General features: G+C 71.0%; 16 protein-coding genes and 1 pseudogene. 4 read left to right on the top strand and 13 right to left on the bottom strand.

The features are described 5' to 3' along the window. Nucleotides 1-60: 60 nt before the first annotated feature. From OG379_RS31165 to OG379_RS31145, 5 genes are all read right to left on the bottom strand, one after another. Nucleotides 61-1,299, bottom strand: a complete 1,239-nt coding sequence (locus OG379_RS31165) for a S8 family serine peptidase (protein WP_405666327.1) — start codon at nucleotides 1,297-1,299, stop codon at nucleotides 61-63. After that, nucleotides 1,296-4,613 (bottom strand): right-handed parallel beta-helix repeat-containing protein, encoded by a 3,318-nt coding sequence (locus OG379_RS31160; protein ID WP_405666326.1) that lies wholly within the window; start codon nucleotides 4,611-4,613, stop codon nucleotides 1,296-1,298. The genes OG379_RS31165 and OG379_RS31160 overlap by 4 nt, the downstream gene beginning before the upstream one ends. A 146-nt stretch (nucleotides 4,614-4,759) precedes the next feature. Next, nucleotides 4,760-6,004, bottom strand: a complete 1,245-nt coding sequence (locus OG379_RS31155; protein WP_405666324.1) for a ricin-type beta-trefoil lectin domain protein — start codon at nucleotides 6,002-6,004, stop codon at nucleotides 4,760-4,762. Then, on the bottom strand, nucleotides 6,001-6,813 hold the full coding sequence (locus tag OG379_RS31150; RefSeq protein WP_405668712.1) for a type VII secretion system-associated protein: 813 nt from the start codon (nucleotides 6,811-6,813) through the stop codon (nucleotides 6,001-6,003). The genes OG379_RS31155 and OG379_RS31150 overlap by 4 nt, the downstream gene beginning before the upstream one ends. Nucleotides 6,814-7,126: 313 nt before the next feature. After that, on the bottom strand, nucleotides 7,127-7,264 hold the full coding sequence (locus OG379_RS31145; RefSeq protein WP_405668847.1) for a hypothetical protein: 138 nt from the start codon (nucleotides 7,262-7,264) through the stop codon (nucleotides 7,127-7,129). Nucleotides 7,265-7,486: 222 nt separating this feature from the next. Between OG379_RS31145 and OG379_RS31140 the strand changes: the two are divergent. The 3 genes and pseudogenes from OG379_RS31140 to OG379_RS31130 all read left to right on the top strand — a co-directional run. Continuing rightward, nucleotides 7,487-7,975, top strand: a pseudogene (locus OG379_RS31140) (FUSC family protein); the annotation flags it as partial. Between the two features lie 85 nt (nucleotides 7,976-8,060). Further along, nucleotides 8,061-8,414: a hypothetical protein gene (locus OG379_RS31135; protein ID WP_405668845.1), complete on the top strand. Its 354-nt coding sequence runs from the start codon at nucleotides 8,061-8,063 to the stop codon at nucleotides 8,412-8,414. 27 nt (nucleotides 8,415-8,441) lie between these two features. Then, a complete protein-coding gene (locus OG379_RS31130; RefSeq protein ID WP_405666323.1) occupies nucleotides 8,442-9,221 on the top strand; it encodes an Fpg/Nei family DNA glycosylase in 780 nt (259 codons plus the stop codon). A gap of 386 nt (nucleotides 9,222-9,607) precedes the next feature. Here OG379_RS31130 and OG379_RS31125 read toward each other — a convergent pair whose 3' ends face one another. From OG379_RS31125 to OG379_RS31105, 5 genes are all read right to left on the bottom strand, one after another. Further along, a complete protein-coding gene (locus OG379_RS31125) occupies nucleotides 9,608-10,480 on the bottom strand; it encodes an amino acid ABC transporter permease (protein WP_393762946.1) in 873 nt (290 codons plus the stop codon). Next, the gene (locus tag OG379_RS31120) at nucleotides 10,477-11,121 is read right to left on the bottom strand and encodes an amino acid ABC transporter permease (RefSeq protein WP_104784388.1); all 645 of its coding nucleotides are present in this window, start codon (nucleotides 11,119-11,121) and stop codon (nucleotides 10,477-10,479) included. The genes OG379_RS31125 and OG379_RS31120 overlap by 4 nt, the downstream gene beginning before the upstream one ends. A 16-nt stretch (nucleotides 11,122-11,137) precedes the next feature. Continuing rightward, nucleotides 11,138-12,052, bottom strand: coding sequence for a glutamate ABC transporter substrate-binding protein (locus tag OG379_RS31115; RefSeq protein WP_393762943.1), 915 nt, complete (start codon nucleotides 12,050-12,052; stop codon nucleotides 11,138-11,140). An 11-nt stretch (nucleotides 12,053-12,063) separates the two neighbouring features. After that, nucleotides 12,064-12,807 carry an amino acid ABC transporter ATP-binding protein gene (locus tag OG379_RS31110; RefSeq protein ID WP_393762941.1) on the bottom strand — a complete coding sequence of 248 codons (744 nt, stop codon included), beginning with the start codon at nucleotides 12,805-12,807 and terminating at the stop codon, nucleotides 12,064-12,066. A gap of 102 nt (nucleotides 12,808-12,909) precedes the next feature. Next, nucleotides 12,910-13,371, bottom strand: a complete 462-nt coding sequence (locus OG379_RS31105; protein ID WP_393762939.1) for a DUF6278 family protein — start codon at nucleotides 13,369-13,371, stop codon at nucleotides 12,910-12,912. 107 nt (nucleotides 13,372-13,478) lie between these two features. On the opposite strand from OG379_RS31105, the gene OG379_RS31100 reads away from it, so the two are divergent. Continuing rightward, nucleotides 13,479-14,258: an SDR family NAD(P)-dependent oxidoreductase gene (locus OG379_RS31100; RefSeq protein WP_405666321.1), complete on the top strand. Its 780-nt coding sequence runs from the start codon at nucleotides 13,479-13,481 to the stop codon at nucleotides 14,256-14,258. A gap of 63 nt (nucleotides 14,259-14,321) precedes the next feature. On the opposite strand, the gene OG379_RS31095 is transcribed toward OG379_RS31100, so the two are convergent. The 3 genes from OG379_RS31095 to OG379_RS31085 all read right to left on the bottom strand — a co-directional run bounded on the left by OG379_RS31095 (nucleotide 14,322) and on the right by OG379_RS31085 (nucleotide 16,596). Next, entirely contained in the window at nucleotides 14,322-15,071 is a 750-nt protein-coding gene (locus OG379_RS31095) for a Clp protease N-terminal domain-containing protein (protein WP_405666319.1), read from the bottom strand. Nucleotides 15,072-15,134: 63 nt separating this feature from the next. Continuing rightward, nucleotides 15,135-15,914, bottom strand: coding sequence for an exodeoxyribonuclease III (locus tag OG379_RS31090; RefSeq protein WP_405666318.1), 780 nt, complete (start codon nucleotides 15,912-15,914; stop codon nucleotides 15,135-15,137). Between the two features lie 34 nt (nucleotides 15,915-15,948). Further along, the gene (locus OG379_RS31085) at nucleotides 15,949-16,596 is read right to left on the bottom strand and encodes an MBL fold metallo-hydrolase (protein ID WP_405666316.1); all 648 of its coding nucleotides are present in this window, start codon (nucleotides 16,594-16,596) and stop codon (nucleotides 15,949-15,951) included. Nucleotide 16,597: the final 1 nt, after the last annotated feature.

The following is a 16,597-nucleotide window of genomic DNA, read 5'->3' as shown; positions in this document are numbered from 1 at the left end:
CGGACCGCCTCGGGAGGGTGTCGTGCTCGCGGCTTCAGCCGTCGTGCTCCGCGCTTCTGCTCATTCCGTACCGCCCGCTCCCGCCGGACGCCAGCCCCGGGCGCGGGCCCGGGAGACGGCGAAACCTGCCCAGAGGACGGCGAGGACGGCGGCGCCGCCGAGGAGGACGAGGAGCGTGGCACGGCTGGTGGCGCGGTCGGCGGCAGCGGTGTCGCGTACGGTCACGGGATCGGCGGCGCGCTCGCCGCCGACGGATGGAGCGGGGGCGCCGAGGACCGTGGTGACGGCGGCATAGGGGTCGAGCTGAGGGATGTCGGCGGGGTAGGCGGTGGCCGTCAGACGGCGGATGACGTCGTCGGGCGCCTCCCCCGGATAGGCGGCACGAACCACCGCGACAGCCCCGGCCGCGTAGGCGGTGGCCACCGAGGCGCCCGCGCCGAGGTAGTGGCCGTCGCCGCGCGGGCCGCCGGAGACCACCCCGGCGCCGGGGGCGACCAGGTCGATGCCGTCGGTGCGCAGGGAGCCGTCCGGGCGGACGCCGGTGCGAAGCATGTCGGCGACCGAGAGGACGCCTGGTTCCCCGGCCGGCCAGTAGGTACGGGACGGGATCTCGTCGGTACCGTTCCGGGGCGGGTCCGGGGTGGCCGCGGCGACCACCACCACGCCCGCGCGGCGGGCCTCGGCCACCGCACGGGTCAGCGCCGCGTCCCGGCGCGGCAGGGCCACCGCGACCGCGATCACATCGGCCCGGGCCGCGGTCGCCTCGCGCAGCGCCTCCGTCACCAGAGCGGGACTGGCCTGCCCACGCGGGTCTGTGCCGCGCAGGGCCAGGATCTTCGCGTTCGGGGCGACCCCGGCCAGTTGCGCGTTGTCCCCGCCGGTCCCGGCGATCAGCCCGGCCAGGAAGGTGCCGTGCCCGACGCAGTCGTCACCGGCCGCGCCCTGGGCCGAGACCCGGCCGTCGAGGCCGGCGGCCCCGGTGGCGACTCCGGTGTCGATCAGTGCGACGGTCATGCCCTCGCCGGTGCTGTGCCCGTGCAGCCGGTCCAGGTCGAGGCGCTGACGTGACCAGTCCTGCTTCTTCGCCTGCTCCTGGGAAGCGGGGGTGCAGGCCACCTCCTCGGCCTCCGGATCGAGTGCGGAGGGCATACCGGGCAGTTCCTGGCCCTTCGTTCCGTCGGCCGCCGGTATGCGCGAGGGGGGCGTCGCCTGGGCCGGGAGGGCCGCGGGCAGCAGCAGGGCGGCGGCGATACCGGCGCCGGACAGCAGGCGGGCGGCCCGGCGGGCGGGCGGCGTCACCGGGGAGTCACCTTCGGTGCCGCGGCCGTGACGTCCTCGGGGCGGAGGATGCGCAGGTCGTCCAGGGTGGGCGCGGCCAGCGAGCTGAGCCGTCCCGCCTGGCGGGTGACCATCGACTCGACCACCTGACGGGCCAGGCGGGCGTTGCCGAAGGAGCGGTCCCTCGGCAGCCCGTCGAAGTACTCCTTGAGCAACGGGCCGGTACCGGGCCCGCACTCGTAGCCCATGTTCGCGGCCTGCGCGCGCACGATGGTGACCAGTTCTTCGGAGGAGTAGTCGGCGAAAGCGATCCGGCGCGGAAAGCGGGAGGCCAGGCCCGGATTGGAACCGAGGAAGCGTTCCATCTCGTCGGTGTAGCCGGCGACGATGACGACCACCTCGTCGCGGTGGTCCTCCATCAGCTTCAGCAGGGTGTCCACCGCCTCCTGGCCGAAGTCCGCGCCCGCGCCGCGCGGGGTGAGGGTGTACGCCTCGTCGATGAACAGCACGCCGCCGCGTGCTCGCTCGAAGACCTCGCGGGTGAGCTGGGCGGTGTGGCCGATGTAGCGGCCGACCAGGTCGGCGCGGGCGGCCTCGATCAGCTGACCCCTGTCGAGGATGCCCAGCTGGGTCAGGACCTCCCCGTAGAGACGGGCGACCGTGGTCTTGCCGGTGCCGGGCGGGCCGGTGAAGACCAGGTGGTTGCTGAGCGAGGGGACCGGCAGCCCGGCCGCGGCCCTGTGGCGGGCTGTGGTGATGAGGTTGACCAGGTCCGCCACCTCCCGTTTCACCTCGGCCAGGCCGATCATGTCGCCGAGACGGGTCAGCGGGTCGTCGTCCGGCGCTGCGGTGCCGGTGGCCGCCGCGGCGGCGGTGGCGGAGACGTCGTCCGGCAGCAGCAGCCGGAGATCGCGTTCACTGACCTGCGGCTGCGCGGAGAGCCGGACCGCCTGCCTGTCCACCATCTCCTCGAACACCCCCCGTGCGGCACGGCCGTTACCGAAGCCGGCGTCCCTCGGCATCGCCCCGAAGTGCGCGGCCAGCGCCGCCGCTGTTCCCTCGCCCAGCTCGTACTGGTGCTGGGCGCACATGCTCTCCATGATCGCGACCAGGTCGGGCACCGAGTAGTTCTCGAACTCGACGGTCCGCGAGAAACGGGAGGCCAGGCCCGGGTTGGAGCCGAGGAAGGAATTCATCTCACGGGAGTAGCCGGCCGCGACCACCACCACGTCGTCGCGGTGGTCCTCCATCAGCTTCAGCAGGGTGTCCACCGCCTCGCGGCCGAAGTCGGCGCCGCCGTTACCGCTGTCCGAGGTGAGGGTGTACGCCTCGTCGATGAACAGCACACCGCCGAGCGCCTTCTGGAAGGTCTCGGTGGTCTTGATCGCGGTGCCGCCGACGATCTGTGCGACCAGGTCGGCGCGTGAGACCTCCACCAGGTGCCCGCTGCGCAGCGAACCCAGCTCGGCCAGGATCGCGCCGTACAGACGGGCGACGGTGGTCTTGCCGGTGCCGGGCGGGCCCGCGAAGATCAGGTGTCTGCTCATCGGCGGTGCGGACATGCCGAGTTGTTCGCGGCGCTGGGCGAGCTGGGTCAAATTGACCAGGGTGCCCACCTGCTGCTTGACGTTCTCCAGGCCGATCAGCGCGTTGAGGGCGCCGAGCGGGCCGTCCGCGCGGTCCGGCGCGGGCGCGTCCGCAGCGCCGGAGCCGGCCGGGTCGGTGTTCTCGGCGCTGCCGGTGCCCCAGGCGTCCCGCTTGCCGTTGCCCACACTGTTCAGGCCTTCCACCGCGAGTCGTTCGCCGGGCGCGGTCTGCACCAGGCCGCCGCCCTCGTTCTCGCGGGCGAGGCAGTTGACGAGCGAGACCGGCGCGGTGGACTCCACCCGGAAGCCGTCCTGAGCGCCACCGGTGGCCTCGCAACCGCTGAGCGAGGCGAGCGCGCCCTCACGGAGCAGGAAGCCGTGTCCCTTGGGGGCGTGCGCGGCGGTGCGGTTGGCGGTCAGCTCGCCGCCCGCGGCGACCACCACACCGTCCTCGCCGGATATCTCCACGCGGAAGTCGCGGACGGTGACGTTGCCCCCGTCCTCCACGACCAGGCCGCTCGTGGCGGTGTCGGAGACCCCTCCACCGGCCAGGTAGAGGGTGCTGCCCGAGGCCACGCGCACACCCGCGCCCCTGGGCCGGACGATCTCACAGTCCTCGACGCGGCCCCTGGCGTCCTTGGTGGCAGCGATGCCGTCGCCGGTGGGCTCCACCAGCCGGGCCCGGCGCAGCAGCGGGTTGGCGCCGCCGAGCACCGCGACCGCGGGCGAACCGCCGATCACCTCCAGGCGGTCCAGTTCCGGCGCCGAGTCCTCCTCCAGGAGCAGCCCCGCCCCGTCGCAGTCGCGGACCGTCAGACCGGTCAGCGCCGGGGAGGCCGCCCCGGCGACCCTCACAGCCGCGCCCTGCGCGCCGTCCACCCAGCAGTCCTCGAAGGTGCCGCGCGCCCGGTCGGTGACCAGCACGCCGTGGCCGCGCGTGCGCGAGACGCGGCAGCGGCGCAACACAGGATCGGTGCCCCTGGCCAGCGTGATCCCGTTCCCCGAGGCACCGGTGACGCGGACGTCCTCGAGCGTCGTACGGCCCGCGCTGCTCAGGTGCACACCGGTGCTGGTGTCGTGCACCACGGTGCGGATCACCGAGACGGCGCAGCTCTCCTCCAGGGCGATGGAGGGCTTGTCGGTGGAGGAGATGTCGCAGTCCTCGACGCTGCCACGGGCCTCACCGTTGGCGAGCAGGCCGTTTCCCCGGGCGCCGCGCACCGTGCAGTCACGGATGCGTGCCTCCCCCTGCTCCGCGAGGACCATGCCACTGGTGCCCAGGTGCTCGAAGGTGCAGGACTCCACGGTGGTGGGCGCGTTCGAGGTCACCACGATGCCCGCGCCCTGGGGGTTGCTCACCCGGCAGTCGCGCAGCGCGAGGGAACCCGTGCCCCCGGCCAGCATCGCGGTCCAGGCGGCGCCGACGATCTCGCAGCCGTCGAACGCGGCCTGACCTCGCCGCACGTCCACGGTCGGCAGCTCGGCGTCGCCGCCGCGCAGGGTCAGCTCGGAGAGCATCACGGCGTCGGCGCGCAGCGCGACCGCGCTGCCCGAACGCGGCCGGATCTCCACGGTGCCCCGCCCGTCGGCGGCGGTGAGGGTGACCCTGGTGTGGATGACGAGGTTCTCCGCGTACGTCCCGGGCCGGACGCTGATGAGCGCACCGGTACGGGCAGCGGCGAGTGCCTCACCGATCGTCCGGTAGCGGTCCCTGCTATCGGGGCCGACCGACAGTACCTGGCGCGACACGCACCAACCTCCTTGCTAAGGCAACGTCTTCAGCGAGCGTCCCCCTCTTCGCCGGGGACGCGTGTCGGGGAGCCGACGGTGCCATCATGCCTCGCCCCCGGGACGTGCGGGTTCTGGAGCGCAGCTCCGGGCGTCGAGGGTCGCGGTCAGGTGCTCCACTTCTGGGCGGGGTTTCCCGAGCATTTCAGCAGTTGCAGGGCTGCCCGGTTCTCCCGGTTGGCGCCCGCGATGTCGACGCACATGCCGACGACGGTGTTGACCAGGTCGTGCGCGCCGTTCAGGGCGAACTTCTGCGCGTTGTTGCCGTTGCACCGGGCGATCTGGATGACGGTGCCGTCGCTGAAGTTGGCGTTGGCCACGTCCAGGCACAGGCCCTGGATGCGGATGGTGCCGTCGGACGCGAACTGCCATTTCTGGGCGGCGGCGTTGTTGCAGTCCCACATGTGCAGCGCCTTGCCGTCGCTGAAGTCGTGGCCCGGTACGTCGATGCAACGGCCCGAGAGATGACTGCGGAAGGAGACGGGGGCACTGAAGGTGACGGCCGGAGGAGCGGCCGCCGGCTTGTTCTTGGTGCTGCCGGACTTCTGCTCGGTGCTCTGCTTCTTCGGCGCGGCCGGCTTTTCGGCGTCGTCCTTCTTCTGCGTTTCCTTGGGCGTGCCAGCCGCCGTGGCGGACGCGGGGGCTTGCGGCACCGTCTTCGCCGGCTTCCCGGTCTTGTCGGTGCCGCTCTTGCCGGTGCTCGGGGAACCGGCCTCGGTCGGGGTCACCGCGAACTCGCCCGGCGTCTCCTGTCCGCTGCCGGTGAGCACGGTCCCGGCCGCCACGGCCGGCTGCTCGGGGTCCTTGTCGTCGTCCGCGGCGAGCACCAGGAACGGCACCGACACGAGCAGCGCGCCCGCGATCGCGGCCCCTGCCAGCACGGCCTTGCCCGGTCGCCCCACCGGCCCGGTCTGCTGCGGTCGGCCGATCGCGGTGGCGGTCATGGTACGCACGAGTCCGGGCAGCCGGCTCTGGGCGGCGGCAGCCGCACCGGGGTCGGGATCGGGGTCGGCCTCGGACCGGGTCCCGGAGGAGGTCCCGGTCCGAGGCTCGGACTCGGGCTCGGTGGTCGCGCCCTCGCTGGTCTTCTTCTCGGCCTCGCCGGCTTCCGCACCGGCCTTCGGCGTCTCCTCCGCCTTACCTGCTTCCGCGCGGGCCTCCGCCCCGGTCTTCGCCTCTGCCGGCTCGGGCTCGGAGTTGGGCTCGGTCTCGGACCTCGGCCCGGGCTCGGACTTGGGCTCGGTCTCGGACCTGGGCTCGGCAAGGGCGGCCGAAGCCGTCTCCTCGCTCTCGGAACCGGACTCCGCGCGAACCCGCGGGGAGGCAGGGGGTTGCTGAGCCGAACGCGTCACGGGGTTCTCCCTGTGGTGTGGGGCCAGGGTTCAGAAGGGCTGTCGGCCCGGTCCGCGGAGGGGCCCGCGGCCGGAGCACCGGCACGATCCGCCGCGCCGGAAGGTGTTTCGGTCATCTCGTCGGCGGGCGCCTTCTCGCCACCCGCCGCGCGGACGGGGACGGGCAGACTGCCTGCCGGCACGAGCAGGGGCGCCGCGGCTCCGGCGTTGACCATCAACAGCGTGCCGGGATCGCTCAGCGAGCGCACCAGCTCTTCTGCCGGCAGCGTGTCATGGTGAAGTGCCGTGGACATGAACTCGTGTGCCGGCGAGGTGAACAACAGCACCACAGGGACCCCGTCCCGCCCGGCGGCCATGAGCGGCCCACCGTCCGGTCGGCGCACCACGGTGATGTCCGCGTCCGCGAGCGCCGCGAGCGCCGCTTCCACCGTGCCGTAGCCGGTGGCGGCTCGCTGCGCCGCCGCGTCCACCGGGTCGGTGGGCTCAGGCCAGCCGAGCATCCGCGCCGAGGGGCGGTACACGGGATTGGAGCGGTACTCCCCCACGCTCCCCTCGTCGTCCGACCGCCACTCCCCCAGTACCGCCCACTCCGGCGGCGTCCGGTCCTCGGCCCACTCCGGATCCGCCACCCCGATCCAGTGCCCCGGCGCCTGGCGGGCGGCGTCCCGCACGGCCTCGGGTATCTCGGGCAGGTCGGCAACCTCGTCGGCACCGGCTGCGAGTGACTGACGGTCAGCGGACGGAGCGGAGGCATCAGGCACGAATGACTGAGCGCCCTGCCCGCCCTCTTGCCGTTCTCCGGGCCGCATCTCCACCTGAACTCTTGGGTCCGTACGAATCCTTGAGTGCCGAACGATATGAGCGCACGCCGACATTGATCAAACCGAGCCAACAGGATGCCACACCGGCCCCGTCCGTGGGCGCCCGCCACAGCTCCGTATCGGGACCCCGCGCGCCCGCCTGCTGCCCGAATCGGGAGCGATCCGGCAGGAGTCAGGCTCGGGCGGACAAAATGACGGGAACCGTCGGCGCGGGCGATCCCGTGCTGAGCGTGTGGTCGGCGACGATCGGCAGGCCCCGGTGAGCAGCGTCCTGTCCGCCTTGCTCAGGCGACCGGTCCGGTCACCGTGAGCGGCCGTGCGCTTCGATCAGCGGCGCGAGGCGCACGCGGAATCCCATCCGCCCGAGCGCGACCACGGCCTGCTCGGGGTCGGCTTCGTATCTGACATCGAGCGGCCCGGGCAGCGCCGCTATGACCATGCGATCTCCGGGCTCCGGGGCGCGAGGCCGAAGCAGTGCGGTCCGAGCCGCCGAGGGAGTATCCCGACGCCCACGGCGCCACGCCTGCCATTTTTTGGCGAGCAACTGCCCGGCAGGATCGCGCCCCTGCCGCACGACGTGTTGCCGCGTCGGAGATCGGCGCGTCCTGCATGTCTCTTCCGTCCGGATCGTGGATTCGGTCGCTCCGTTTCGGGAACGGATATGTCCTCCGCCCCCGGCCCGCGGGCCGGCCAAGCGGACTCTGCCCGAAGGAGGACGTGGACGTTCATGGCTGACAGCTCTGCAACCGAGCGAACGGGAACGGGGCGGCTCACCGCCGCGGCCCGGTGGTGGCGGCGGGCCTTCTCGTACGCGGGCGACGAGCGCGCCACCCTGCTGGTCGTCGGGAAGAGCACCCTCGCCGCCACCCTCGCCTGGGTGATCGCCTACGACGTCCTCGACGCCGCCTCGCCTGCATTCGCACCCTTCTCCGCCGTACTGATCATGCAGGTGACGGTCTACCGCTCTGTCGTACAGTCGCTCCGGTACGTCGGCGCGGTCGTCGCGGGAGTACTGGTCCAAGCCGCGCTCGGCTACCTCGCGGGCCCAGATCTGGTGACCTTCGTGCTGGTGGCCCTCATCGCCCTCGCGATCGGCCGCTGGACCGTTCTGGGGGGCCAGGGGCCACAGGTCGCCACCGCCGCCTTCTTCGCCTTCTCGACCTACACCTCGTCGTCAGGCGACGCGCAACGGTTCTTCCGGCTGGGGGAGATCGTGGTGCTCGTGCTCATCGGCTGTGACGATCGGCACCTCGGTCAACATCCTCGTAGCCCCTCCCCTGCGCTACCGGAGCGCCGAGTACAGCATCCGCAACCTCGCTCGGACCCTCCACGACCTCCTCACCGGCATCTGTCCGGTGCTCGCCGATCAGCAGGCGAAACGGCTGGGCCGCCTCGCCGACAAGGCCGAAGCACGCCGCGACGAGGTGATCGAGGTGACCGACCGTCTGTCCTTGTCCCTCTCCGACCCCAACGTGCCGTACGGCGTCCTCGTCGCCGAGGCGTCCCGGCTCACGGAGGAGTTCCGCTACACCGGCCAGGTCCTGCTCGATGCGGCGAAGGAGGGGTCATGGACGACAAGGGGTGCCTGAAGAGGGACACCGGAACGGCCTGGGCCCATGCCCGAACTGCCTGACGTCGAAGGGTTCCGCCGACAGCTCGCCGTCTGCGGCGGGCAGCGGCGTGTCACGGGTGTGGACGTGCTCGACGCCGGAGTGCTCCAGGGAGTCTCCGAGCAGCGGCTCCGCAGGGAACTGACGGGGGCGCGGCTCGGCGTGCCCCGGCGCCACGGCAAGTGGCTGCTGGTTCCGGCGGACAACGGCCCGACCCTCGCCTGGCACTTCGGCATGACGGGCTCACTGCGGTGCTGCTCCCCCCGGGAACCGATCCACCGGCACGACCGCCTGATCGTGACGTTCGACGACGGGCCGCAGTTGCGCTACCGCGACCAGCGCAAGCTGAAGGGGATCTCGTGGATGCGGGGCCCCGCCCTCGACCGGCTTCTGGACAAGCTCGGTCCGGACGCCCTGACCGTGACGCCGGCGGAGCTCGAGGACGCACTGTCCCGGCGACGGGCCCCGGTCAAGAACGCGCTCATGAACCAGTCGGTCGTGGCCGGCCTCGGAAATCTGCTCTGCGACGAAATCCTCTGGCAGGCGCGTGTCGACCCGCGGACACCGGCGCGCGAACTGGATACCGCAGTCCACCGACGCGTCCACGGGACGATGGGACGCGTCCTGCGTACGTCCGTGAGGGCCGAGTGTGTACCCCCCGAGCCGTCATGGCTCACCGGCCGGAGAGACGCGTCGGAACCGTCCTGTCCTCGTTGCGGGCGGCCCCTGGAATCGATGCGGATGGCCGGCCGCCGCACGGTCTGGTGCCCGCACTGTCAGACCTGACGAGGTCCGGTCGGCCGATCCCGGCCGCCCTCAGCCCTGCCGGCGCTCCGCCGCGGCCCTGCCCTCGAGGGTGGCATCGATGCCCTTGGAGCTCTCTCCCAGGGTGCGACCGGGGTGCGACCGCGGTGCGACGCCTCCTCGCCTCTCCGCGGATCTCCGCGGTCCGGGATCGGGGCGGCCGTTTCCCCGTGGGCGTGGAGCCGCGCTCCACGCCCACGGCGTCCAGGCCGGTCACACGTCGCCTCGTGACCTTCGCCGGTCCTCGCCGCAGCGGCCGCGACCCGGCCGGCGCGCAGCTGACCTTCTCCCCCACCGGGCACCGGTACGGATCGCGTACCGGTGCCCGGGGCGAAGTGATCACCGGCTGCTGCCGGGCGGGTCCAGGGCTACTGCCGGCGGCCCGGCAGCACCGTTCCGGGTTCGGCGGCGGCGACGCCCGTCCCCTCCGTCTTCGGGTTGCGCCGCTGCCGTCTGGCCACCCAGGTGGCGAACCAGGAGAGCAGCATGCACATCCCGATGTAGATGGGCGAGATCACCATGACCACGGGGATGAACGGCAGATCGTAGTCGAGGTTGGACGCGATCAGCTTGCCGGCGTGGAGGAACTCCTCGTAGGTGATCAGATAGCCCAGCGAGGTGTCCTTGAGCGCCACCACCAGCTGGCTGATGATGGTGGGCAGCATCGCGCGGACGGCCTGCGGGGACAGGACATGGGTGGTGACCTGCGTCTTGCGCATGCCCAGCGCGTACGCCGCCTCCCGCTGTCCCCGCTCCACGGAGTTGATCCCGGTCCGGAAGACCTCGGCGAGCACGGACCCGTTGTAGAGAGTCAGTCCGGCCACCAGCGCCGGCAGCGGCTGCACCTTGAGGGCGACGAAGATGAAGAAGATCATCACCAGTACGGGCATGGCTCGGAAGAACTCGACCAGCAGCGTCGAGATCCAGCGCACCGGTCTGTGGTCGGAGAGCCGCCCGACGGCGAGCACCGCCCCGAGTGCGAGGGAGAGGACCGCCGCGTAGGCGAAGGCCTTCAGGGTGTTGCCGAGTCCGCGCAGCAGCAGCTCCTGGATGCCCTTGTAGGTGAAGGGTGTCCATTTCTCGCTCGTGAACTGGTCCGTGTCGAAGAGGAGATAGAGGAGCAAGCCGAACAGCGCGAGGATCACGGCCGTCGAGAGGATGCCGTAGAGGAAGTGCCGCTTGCGGGTGGCGGGCCCGGGGATGTCGTACAGCGCGGAGGCGGAGGCGGTGGAGTGGGTCATCGGGCGACTCCCCAGCGCTTCTCCAACACGTTGAAGATCGCACTGATGGCGAGGGTGATGATCAGATATCCGACGGCGATCCAGACGAAGGACCAGATGATGCTGTAGCCGAGTTCGTTGAGGGTCTTGTAGGTGCCCAGCAGCTCGGTGACGCTGAACGCCCCGGCGATCGCGGAGTTCTTGGCGAGGGCGATGAGCGTCGAGCCCACCGGCGGGATCACGGACCGGAAGGCCTGGGGCAGCACCACGTTGCCCAGGGTCTGCCCGAAGGACATCCCGAGGCTCCGGGCCGCCTCGCCCTGCCCCGTGGGCACGGTGTTGATGCCGGAGCGCAGGGCCTCGCAGATGAAGGCCGAGGTGTAGCAGCCGAGGGCGAGGACCGCGAAGACCTGGAAGGGCAGGACCAGGCCGAAGCGCGGCAGCCCGAGCAGCACGGCGAAGAACAGCAGTGTCAGCGGGGTGTTGCGGAGCACCGCGACCCAGACGGTGCCGATCACCCGCAGCGAGCCGACGGGCGCGACCCGGAACGATGCCATGACGAAGCCGAGCACCAGCGCCAGGATCGAGGCGTAGACGGTGAGTTCGACGGTGCCGAGGAAGCCCTTGCCGTAGAGCGACCAGTTCTCTGTGAGTACATCCATGGTGGTGGCCGGCCCCTCAGTTCGACGGGTAGCGGTCGATGGGCGGCGGTTTCGGGGCGGGTACCCCGGACAGGCCCAGAGTCGCCTCGAACGCCTTCTTCCAGTTGCCGTTCTTCTCGTTGGCCTCCAGGGCGTCGTTGAGAGCGGCGCGCAGCGCGTTGTCACCACGCGGGACGCCGATGCCGTACGGCTCCTCGGAGAAGGGCTTGCCGACCACCTTCATCTCGTCCGGTGCCTTGGCGGCGAAGCCCAGCAGGATGGCGTCATCGGTGGTGACGGCGTCGACCTGGAAGGTCAGCAGGTTGTCGACGCAGATCGAGTACGTGTCATAGGCGACGAGTTTCGCCTCGGGGTAGTCCGCGGCGATGCGCTGGTACGGCGTGGACCCGGCTGCCGAGCAGACGGTCTTGCCCGCCAGGTCCTGCGGGCCGTGGATGTCGTTCTCGTCGGTGCGCACCAGCAGCCCCTGGCCGGCCATGTAGTAGGGCCCCGCGAAGCCGACGAGCTTCTTGCGCATGTCGTTGATCGTGTAGGTGCCGACGTAGTAGTCGATCTGCCCGTTCTGGAGCGCCGTCTCCCGGTTGGCGGAGGCGATCGTCCGGAAGCGGATCGTGTCCGGATCGAAGCCGAGGGAGGCCGCCATCATGCGGGCGATCTCGATGTCGAAGCCGGAGTAGATCCCGGTGGCCGGGTCCTTCTCGCCGAGGTAGGGCTGGTCCTCCTTGGCACCGACGACGAGATAGCCACGCCTCTTGGCCTTCTTCCAGGTCTTGGATTCCGGCAGTGAGAAGCTGGTGTCTACCTTGTACTGGGGCAGCGCCCCGGCCTTCGGCCCCTTGACCGGCGGGCTGCCTTCCCTGCCGCAGCCGGCGGAGAGCGCGGCGATCAGGAGGCAGACCAGCACGGCCGCGATGTTCCTCGTACGCAACACGGTGCCCCCTGTCAGTGCTTGAGGATCTTGGACAGGAAGTCCTTGGCGCGGTCGCTCTCCGGGGAGGTGAAGAAGTCCTCCGGCGTGCGGTCCTCGATGATGCATCCCTCGGACATGAAGACGACGCGGTTGGCCGCGGACCGGGCGAAGCCCATCTCGTGCGTGACGACCACCATGGTCATGCCCTCGCGGGCGAGCTGCTGCATGACCTCGAGGACCTCGTTGATCATCTCCGGGTCCAGGGCGGAGGTGGGCTCATCGAAGAGGAGCGCCTTGGGGTCCATGGCGAGGGCGCGGGCGATGGCGACGCGCTGCTGCTGGCCGCCGGAGAGCTGTGCGGGAAGCTTGTCCGCCTGCGAGGCCAGCCCGACCCGCTCCAGAAGTTCCCGGGAGCGCTGGTCGGCCTCGTCCTTCCTGCGCTTGCGGACCTTGAGCTGGGCGAGCGAGACGTTCGCCAGCACGGTCTTGTGGGCGAACAGGTTGAACGACTGGAAGACCATGCCCACTTCGGCCCGGAGCTCCGCGAGGCCCTTCCCCTCCTCGGGGAGCGGCTTGCCGTCGATGGCGATATGACCGGACTCGATCGTCTCGAGCCGGTTGATCGTCCGGCAGAGCGTTGATTTTCCCGATCCGGAGGGGCCGATGACCACCACCACCTCCCCGCGGCCGACGGTGAGATTGATGTTCTGCAGTACGTGCAACTTCCCGAAGTACTTGTTGACGTCCCGCAGCTCGATCAACGGATCGACGGCCATACGCTGCCCTACCCACTTATCGCTTGTGTCGAGGTCAGCGCAAACTATCCGGGGTGAACACGCGCTTCGGGGCCGACACGCACCGGCGGCGCATAAGGCTGTTTATCGCGTTTTGGCCTCCGGGCCGCTCTCCGCCGACTCCGCGTACATCTCGGAGAGCTCGGGGCTTCCCGACATCGCCCAGTCCAGACCGGCGGCGACCACATCGATCTCCCGCCCGGAACCCAGGCGCACCACGGGCTTTCCGCCGGCCAGGATGTCCCAGGCGGCCCCGGGGACGGTACGCACCAGGACGGTGCCGAGGTAGAGGCCCGCGTCGTTGCCCACCCAGGGCAGCTCCTCCGGGTCGTCCCGCCAGATCGGCGTCAGCTGGTCGAGCGCGGACAACGAGGCGGGGCTGTCGTCGAGTTCGAGGCCGCACTGTCCTGCCCGGGCGCGCAGCAACTCGCATTCCGCGAACAGCTCGGCCACGCCGTCCGGATCGGTCTCGACGGCGGCCGCGAGAGCCATCGCCCGTGTACCGCCTTGTCGCTTCCGCCAGTTGTCCAGGAAGGGAATGTTCATACCACCAGGATCCCACCCCGGACGGCTTCCGCACCGCAGGGCGCGCGACTGTTCCGGCCCCGGGACCCGCCCCGTACACCCGCCGGCCACCTCTTTAGGGTACGAGGATGACGTCGCAGAACTATCTTTCCGAACTCTTCTCGCTGGAAGGCCGGGTCGCCGTGGTGACCGGCGGCAGCTCCGGCATCGGCCGGGCCATCACAGGCGCCCTCGCGCACGCCGGCGCGAGCGTCGTGGTCGTGGCACGCAGGGAGGCGGAACTGGTGCGGACCGTCGGTGAACTCGAGGCCGACGGCTGCCGGGCGGCCTGGGTGAGCGCCGACCTCGGGACCACCGAAGGCGTGCGTACGGCCGGCGAGGGGGCGGCCGCCGCGTTCGGAGAGCCCGACATCCTCGTCAACTGCGCGGGCATCAACCTGCGGCCGCCGATGAGCGAGCTCGACGAGGACGTCTGGGACACCACGATGACGGTGAACCTCAAGGCCCCCTACCTGCTGGGCCGCCGGTTCGGACCGGGCATGGCGGAGCGTGGCTTCGGCCGGATCATCCACATCACCTCCCAGCAGGCACACCGGGCGTTCGTGCAGAGCGGGGCGTACGGGGTCTCCAAGGGCGCGCTGGAGTCACTGGCCCGCTCGCAGGCTGAGGCATGGTCGCCGTACGGGGTCACCTGCAACACACTGGTGCCCGGATTCGTGATGACGCCGCTCAACGAGCGGCTGTCGTCCGACCCGGAGCGGGTGGCGGCGCTGGCCGCCCGCACGATGGTGGGACGCAACGGGCTGGCCCAGGACTTCGCGGGCGCCGCGGTGTTCCTCGCGAGCGCCGCCTCGTCGTACGTCACCGGGCAGTCGCTGTTCGTCGACGGCGGGTTCTCCGTGCACTGAGGCGATCCGTCGACGCGGGATGCCGCCCCGGCAAGGGGCGGCATCCGCAGCACGTTCGCGTTCTCAGCTCCGGGCGTCGGGGGCCGGCTCCCCGGCTTCGGCGGCGACCGCCGCGGCGACGTCGGACGACGCGACGTCCTTGTCGACGCCCAGCCCCGTGAGCACGCCGGCGCCTCCCTCGAACTCCAGCACGGCCAGCGCGATGTGCCCGGTGCCGATGAAGTTGTGGCCGAGGCGCAGGGCCTCCCGGAAGGTGAGTTCGAGAACCTTGCGGGCCCCCGCGTCGTAGGGGATCAGCTCGGGCACCTCGCCGGCCGCGGCCGGCAGGGCGAGTGACGCCGCCTCCCGGACCGCCTCCAGCGCGACCCCCTGCCCGACGATCACCTGGGCACCGAGGGAGTCCGGCTCGGCCAGGAGGCCCAGGATCAGGTGCCCCACCCCCACCTCGTCGTTGCGGGCGGCGTGGGCCTCGTTGTTGGCGCCCACGACGACGTTCCTGGCCTGCTGGTCGAACTGGCCGAAGCCCTGGCTCGGATCCAGATCCGAGGTCTCGCCGGGCTTCTTGGGTACGAACCTCTTCTGGGCGGCCTGCCGGGTGACGCCCATGCTCCGGCCGATGTCCGTCCACGACGCACCGGAGCGGCGCGCCTGGTCCACGAAGTGACCGATGAGATGGTCGGCGATCTCACCCAGGTGATCCGCGGCGACCACCGCTCCGGAGAGCTGTTCCAGGGTGTCGCCATGGGCCTTCTTGATCGCGTCGATCAGGTCGTCGAGGCGGATGGGCGGATTGGGGCGCAGCGGCTTCGTCATGAGGCAACCCTAGGTTGACACTCATGACGCGTCAACCCGAAGTTGACACTCCGAAGCCGGTCGTCAGACGTCGAGGTCCACGACCACCGGGGCGTGGTCGGAGGCTCCCTTGCCCTTCCGCTCCTCGCGGTCGACGTAGCTGTCCTTGACCGCCGCCGCGAAGGGGGCGTTGCCGTAGACCAGGTCGATGCGCATGCCCTTGTTCTTCGGGAAGCTGAGCTGGCGGTAGTCCCAGTAGGTGTACGGGTGGTCGTACTTGAGGGGGCGCGGCACCACGTCGGAGAGCCCTTCCTCGCGCAGCGCCGCGAGCGCCGCCCGCTCGGCGGGGGTGACGTGGGTGGCGCCGACGAACAGCGACGGGTCCCAGACGTCGTCGTCCGTCGGCGCGATGTTGAAGTCGCCGAGGACCGCGAACGGCAGCGTCCCCGCCGCGTCCGCGGCGACGGCCTTCTGCAGGGCCTCCAGCCAGCGCAGCTTGTAGGCGTAGTGGTCGTGGGAGACCTCACGGCCGTTGGGCACGTAGACCGACCAGACGCGGGCGGGGCCGCACGTCGCCGAGACCGCCCTCGGCTCCTGCACCCCCTCGTAGTCCGGGCCGTCGGGCAGGCCCGTCACGACGTCCGCGAGACCGACGCGGGAGAGCAGCGCCACGCCGTTCCACCGGCCCGTGGCGTTGACCGCGGACTCGTAACCCGCCTCCCGGAGCGCTTCGGCGGGGAACTGCTCCAGCGTGCATTTGGTCTCCTGGAGGCAGAGCACGTCCGTGCCGCTGCTCTCCAGCCAGGCCAGCAGCCTGGGGAGCCGGGCGGTGATCGAGTTGACGTTCCACGTGGCGATGCGCATGCAGTAAACCTAACCGCTCCCACTGACAGCCGGGTCAGAGACGGGTCGCGTCGCCCGGTGCCAGCCGGCCGTGGTCCGCGCCGCCCAGTGCGCCGATCTGCATGTCGTAGATCGGGCGGGCGAGGTCGGTGAGGAGGGCGTCGTGGATGTCGATCGCACGGCGCGGCTTCACCTCGCGTACGTAGTCGATGACCTCCGAGATCTTGCTCCAGGGGGCCATGACCGGCAGCATCAGCGTGTCCACCGGGTGGTCGGGCACCGTGAAGGCGTCGCCGGGGTGGAAGACCGAACCGTCCACGAGGAAACCGATGTTGGTGATCCTCGGGATGTCCGGGTGGATCACCGCGTGAAGTTCCCCGTGCACCTGTACGTCGAGCCCCGCCGCGGTGAACGTGTCACCGTGACCGACCGTGTGCACACGCCCCGGGAACGCGGCGGCCACCTGCTCGGCCACGCTGCGCAGGGTCCACACGCGCGCCGCGGGGTTGGACTCCAACGCGGCGCGCAGCCGCGTCTCGTTGAAGTGATCCGGGTGTTCGTGCGTCACCAGGATCGCGTCGGCACCGACCGCGGCGTCGTCCTCGGCGAACCCACCGGGGTCGATGACGAGCGTCTGCCCGTCCCGCTCCAGGCGGACGCAGGAGTGGATCTTCTTGGTGAGGGTGAGGGACGAAGCGTTCATG

Origin of the sequence: Streptomyces sp. NBC_01166, from assembly GCF_045039765.1 — a bacterium.
GTDB lineage: Bacteria > Actinomycetota > Actinomycetes > Streptomycetales > Streptomycetaceae > Streptomyces.
This window is presented reverse-complemented; position numbering and strand designations above follow the sequence as displayed.

Coding starts and splice junctions, on each gene's coding strand:
- OG379_RS31130 (WP_405666323.1), top strand. CDS start 8,442: ATGCCCGAACTGCCTGACGTCGAAGGGTTCCGCCGACAGCTCGCCGTC.
- OG379_RS31105 (WP_393762939.1), bottom strand. CDS start 13,371: ATGAACATTCCCTTCCTGGACAACTGGCGGAAGCGACAAGGCGGTACA.
- OG379_RS31095 (WP_405666319.1), bottom strand. CDS start 15,071: ATGACGAAGCCGCTGCGCCCCAATCCGCCCATCCGCCTCGACGACCTG.
- OG379_RS31090 (WP_405666318.1), bottom strand. CDS start 15,914: ATGCGCATCGCCACGTGGAACGTCAACTCGATCACCGCCCGGCTCCCC.
- OG379_RS31150 (WP_405668712.1), bottom strand. CDS start 6,813: ATGCGGCCCGGAGAACGGCAAGAGGGCGGGCAGGGCGCTCAGTCATTC.
- OG379_RS31085 (WP_405666316.1), bottom strand. CDS start 16,596: ATGAACGCTTCGTCCCTCACCCTCACCAAGAAGATCCACTCCTGCGTC.
- OG379_RS31125 (WP_393762946.1), bottom strand. CDS start 10,480: ATGACCCACTCCACCGCCTCCGCCTCCGCGCTGTACGACATCCCCGGG.
- OG379_RS31100 (WP_405666321.1), top strand. CDS start 13,479: ATGACGTCGCAGAACTATCTTTCCGAACTCTTCTCGCTGGAAGGCCGG.
- OG379_RS31145 (WP_405668847.1), bottom strand. CDS start 7,264: ATGGTCATAGCGGCGCTGCCCGGGCCGCTCGATGTCAGATACGAAGCC.
- OG379_RS31110 (WP_393762941.1), bottom strand. CDS start 12,807: ATGGCCGTCGATCCGTTGATCGAGCTGCGGGACGTCAACAAGTACTTC.
- OG379_RS31120 (WP_104784388.1), bottom strand. CDS start 11,121: ATGGATGTACTCACAGAGAACTGGTCGCTCTACGGCAAGGGCTTCCTC.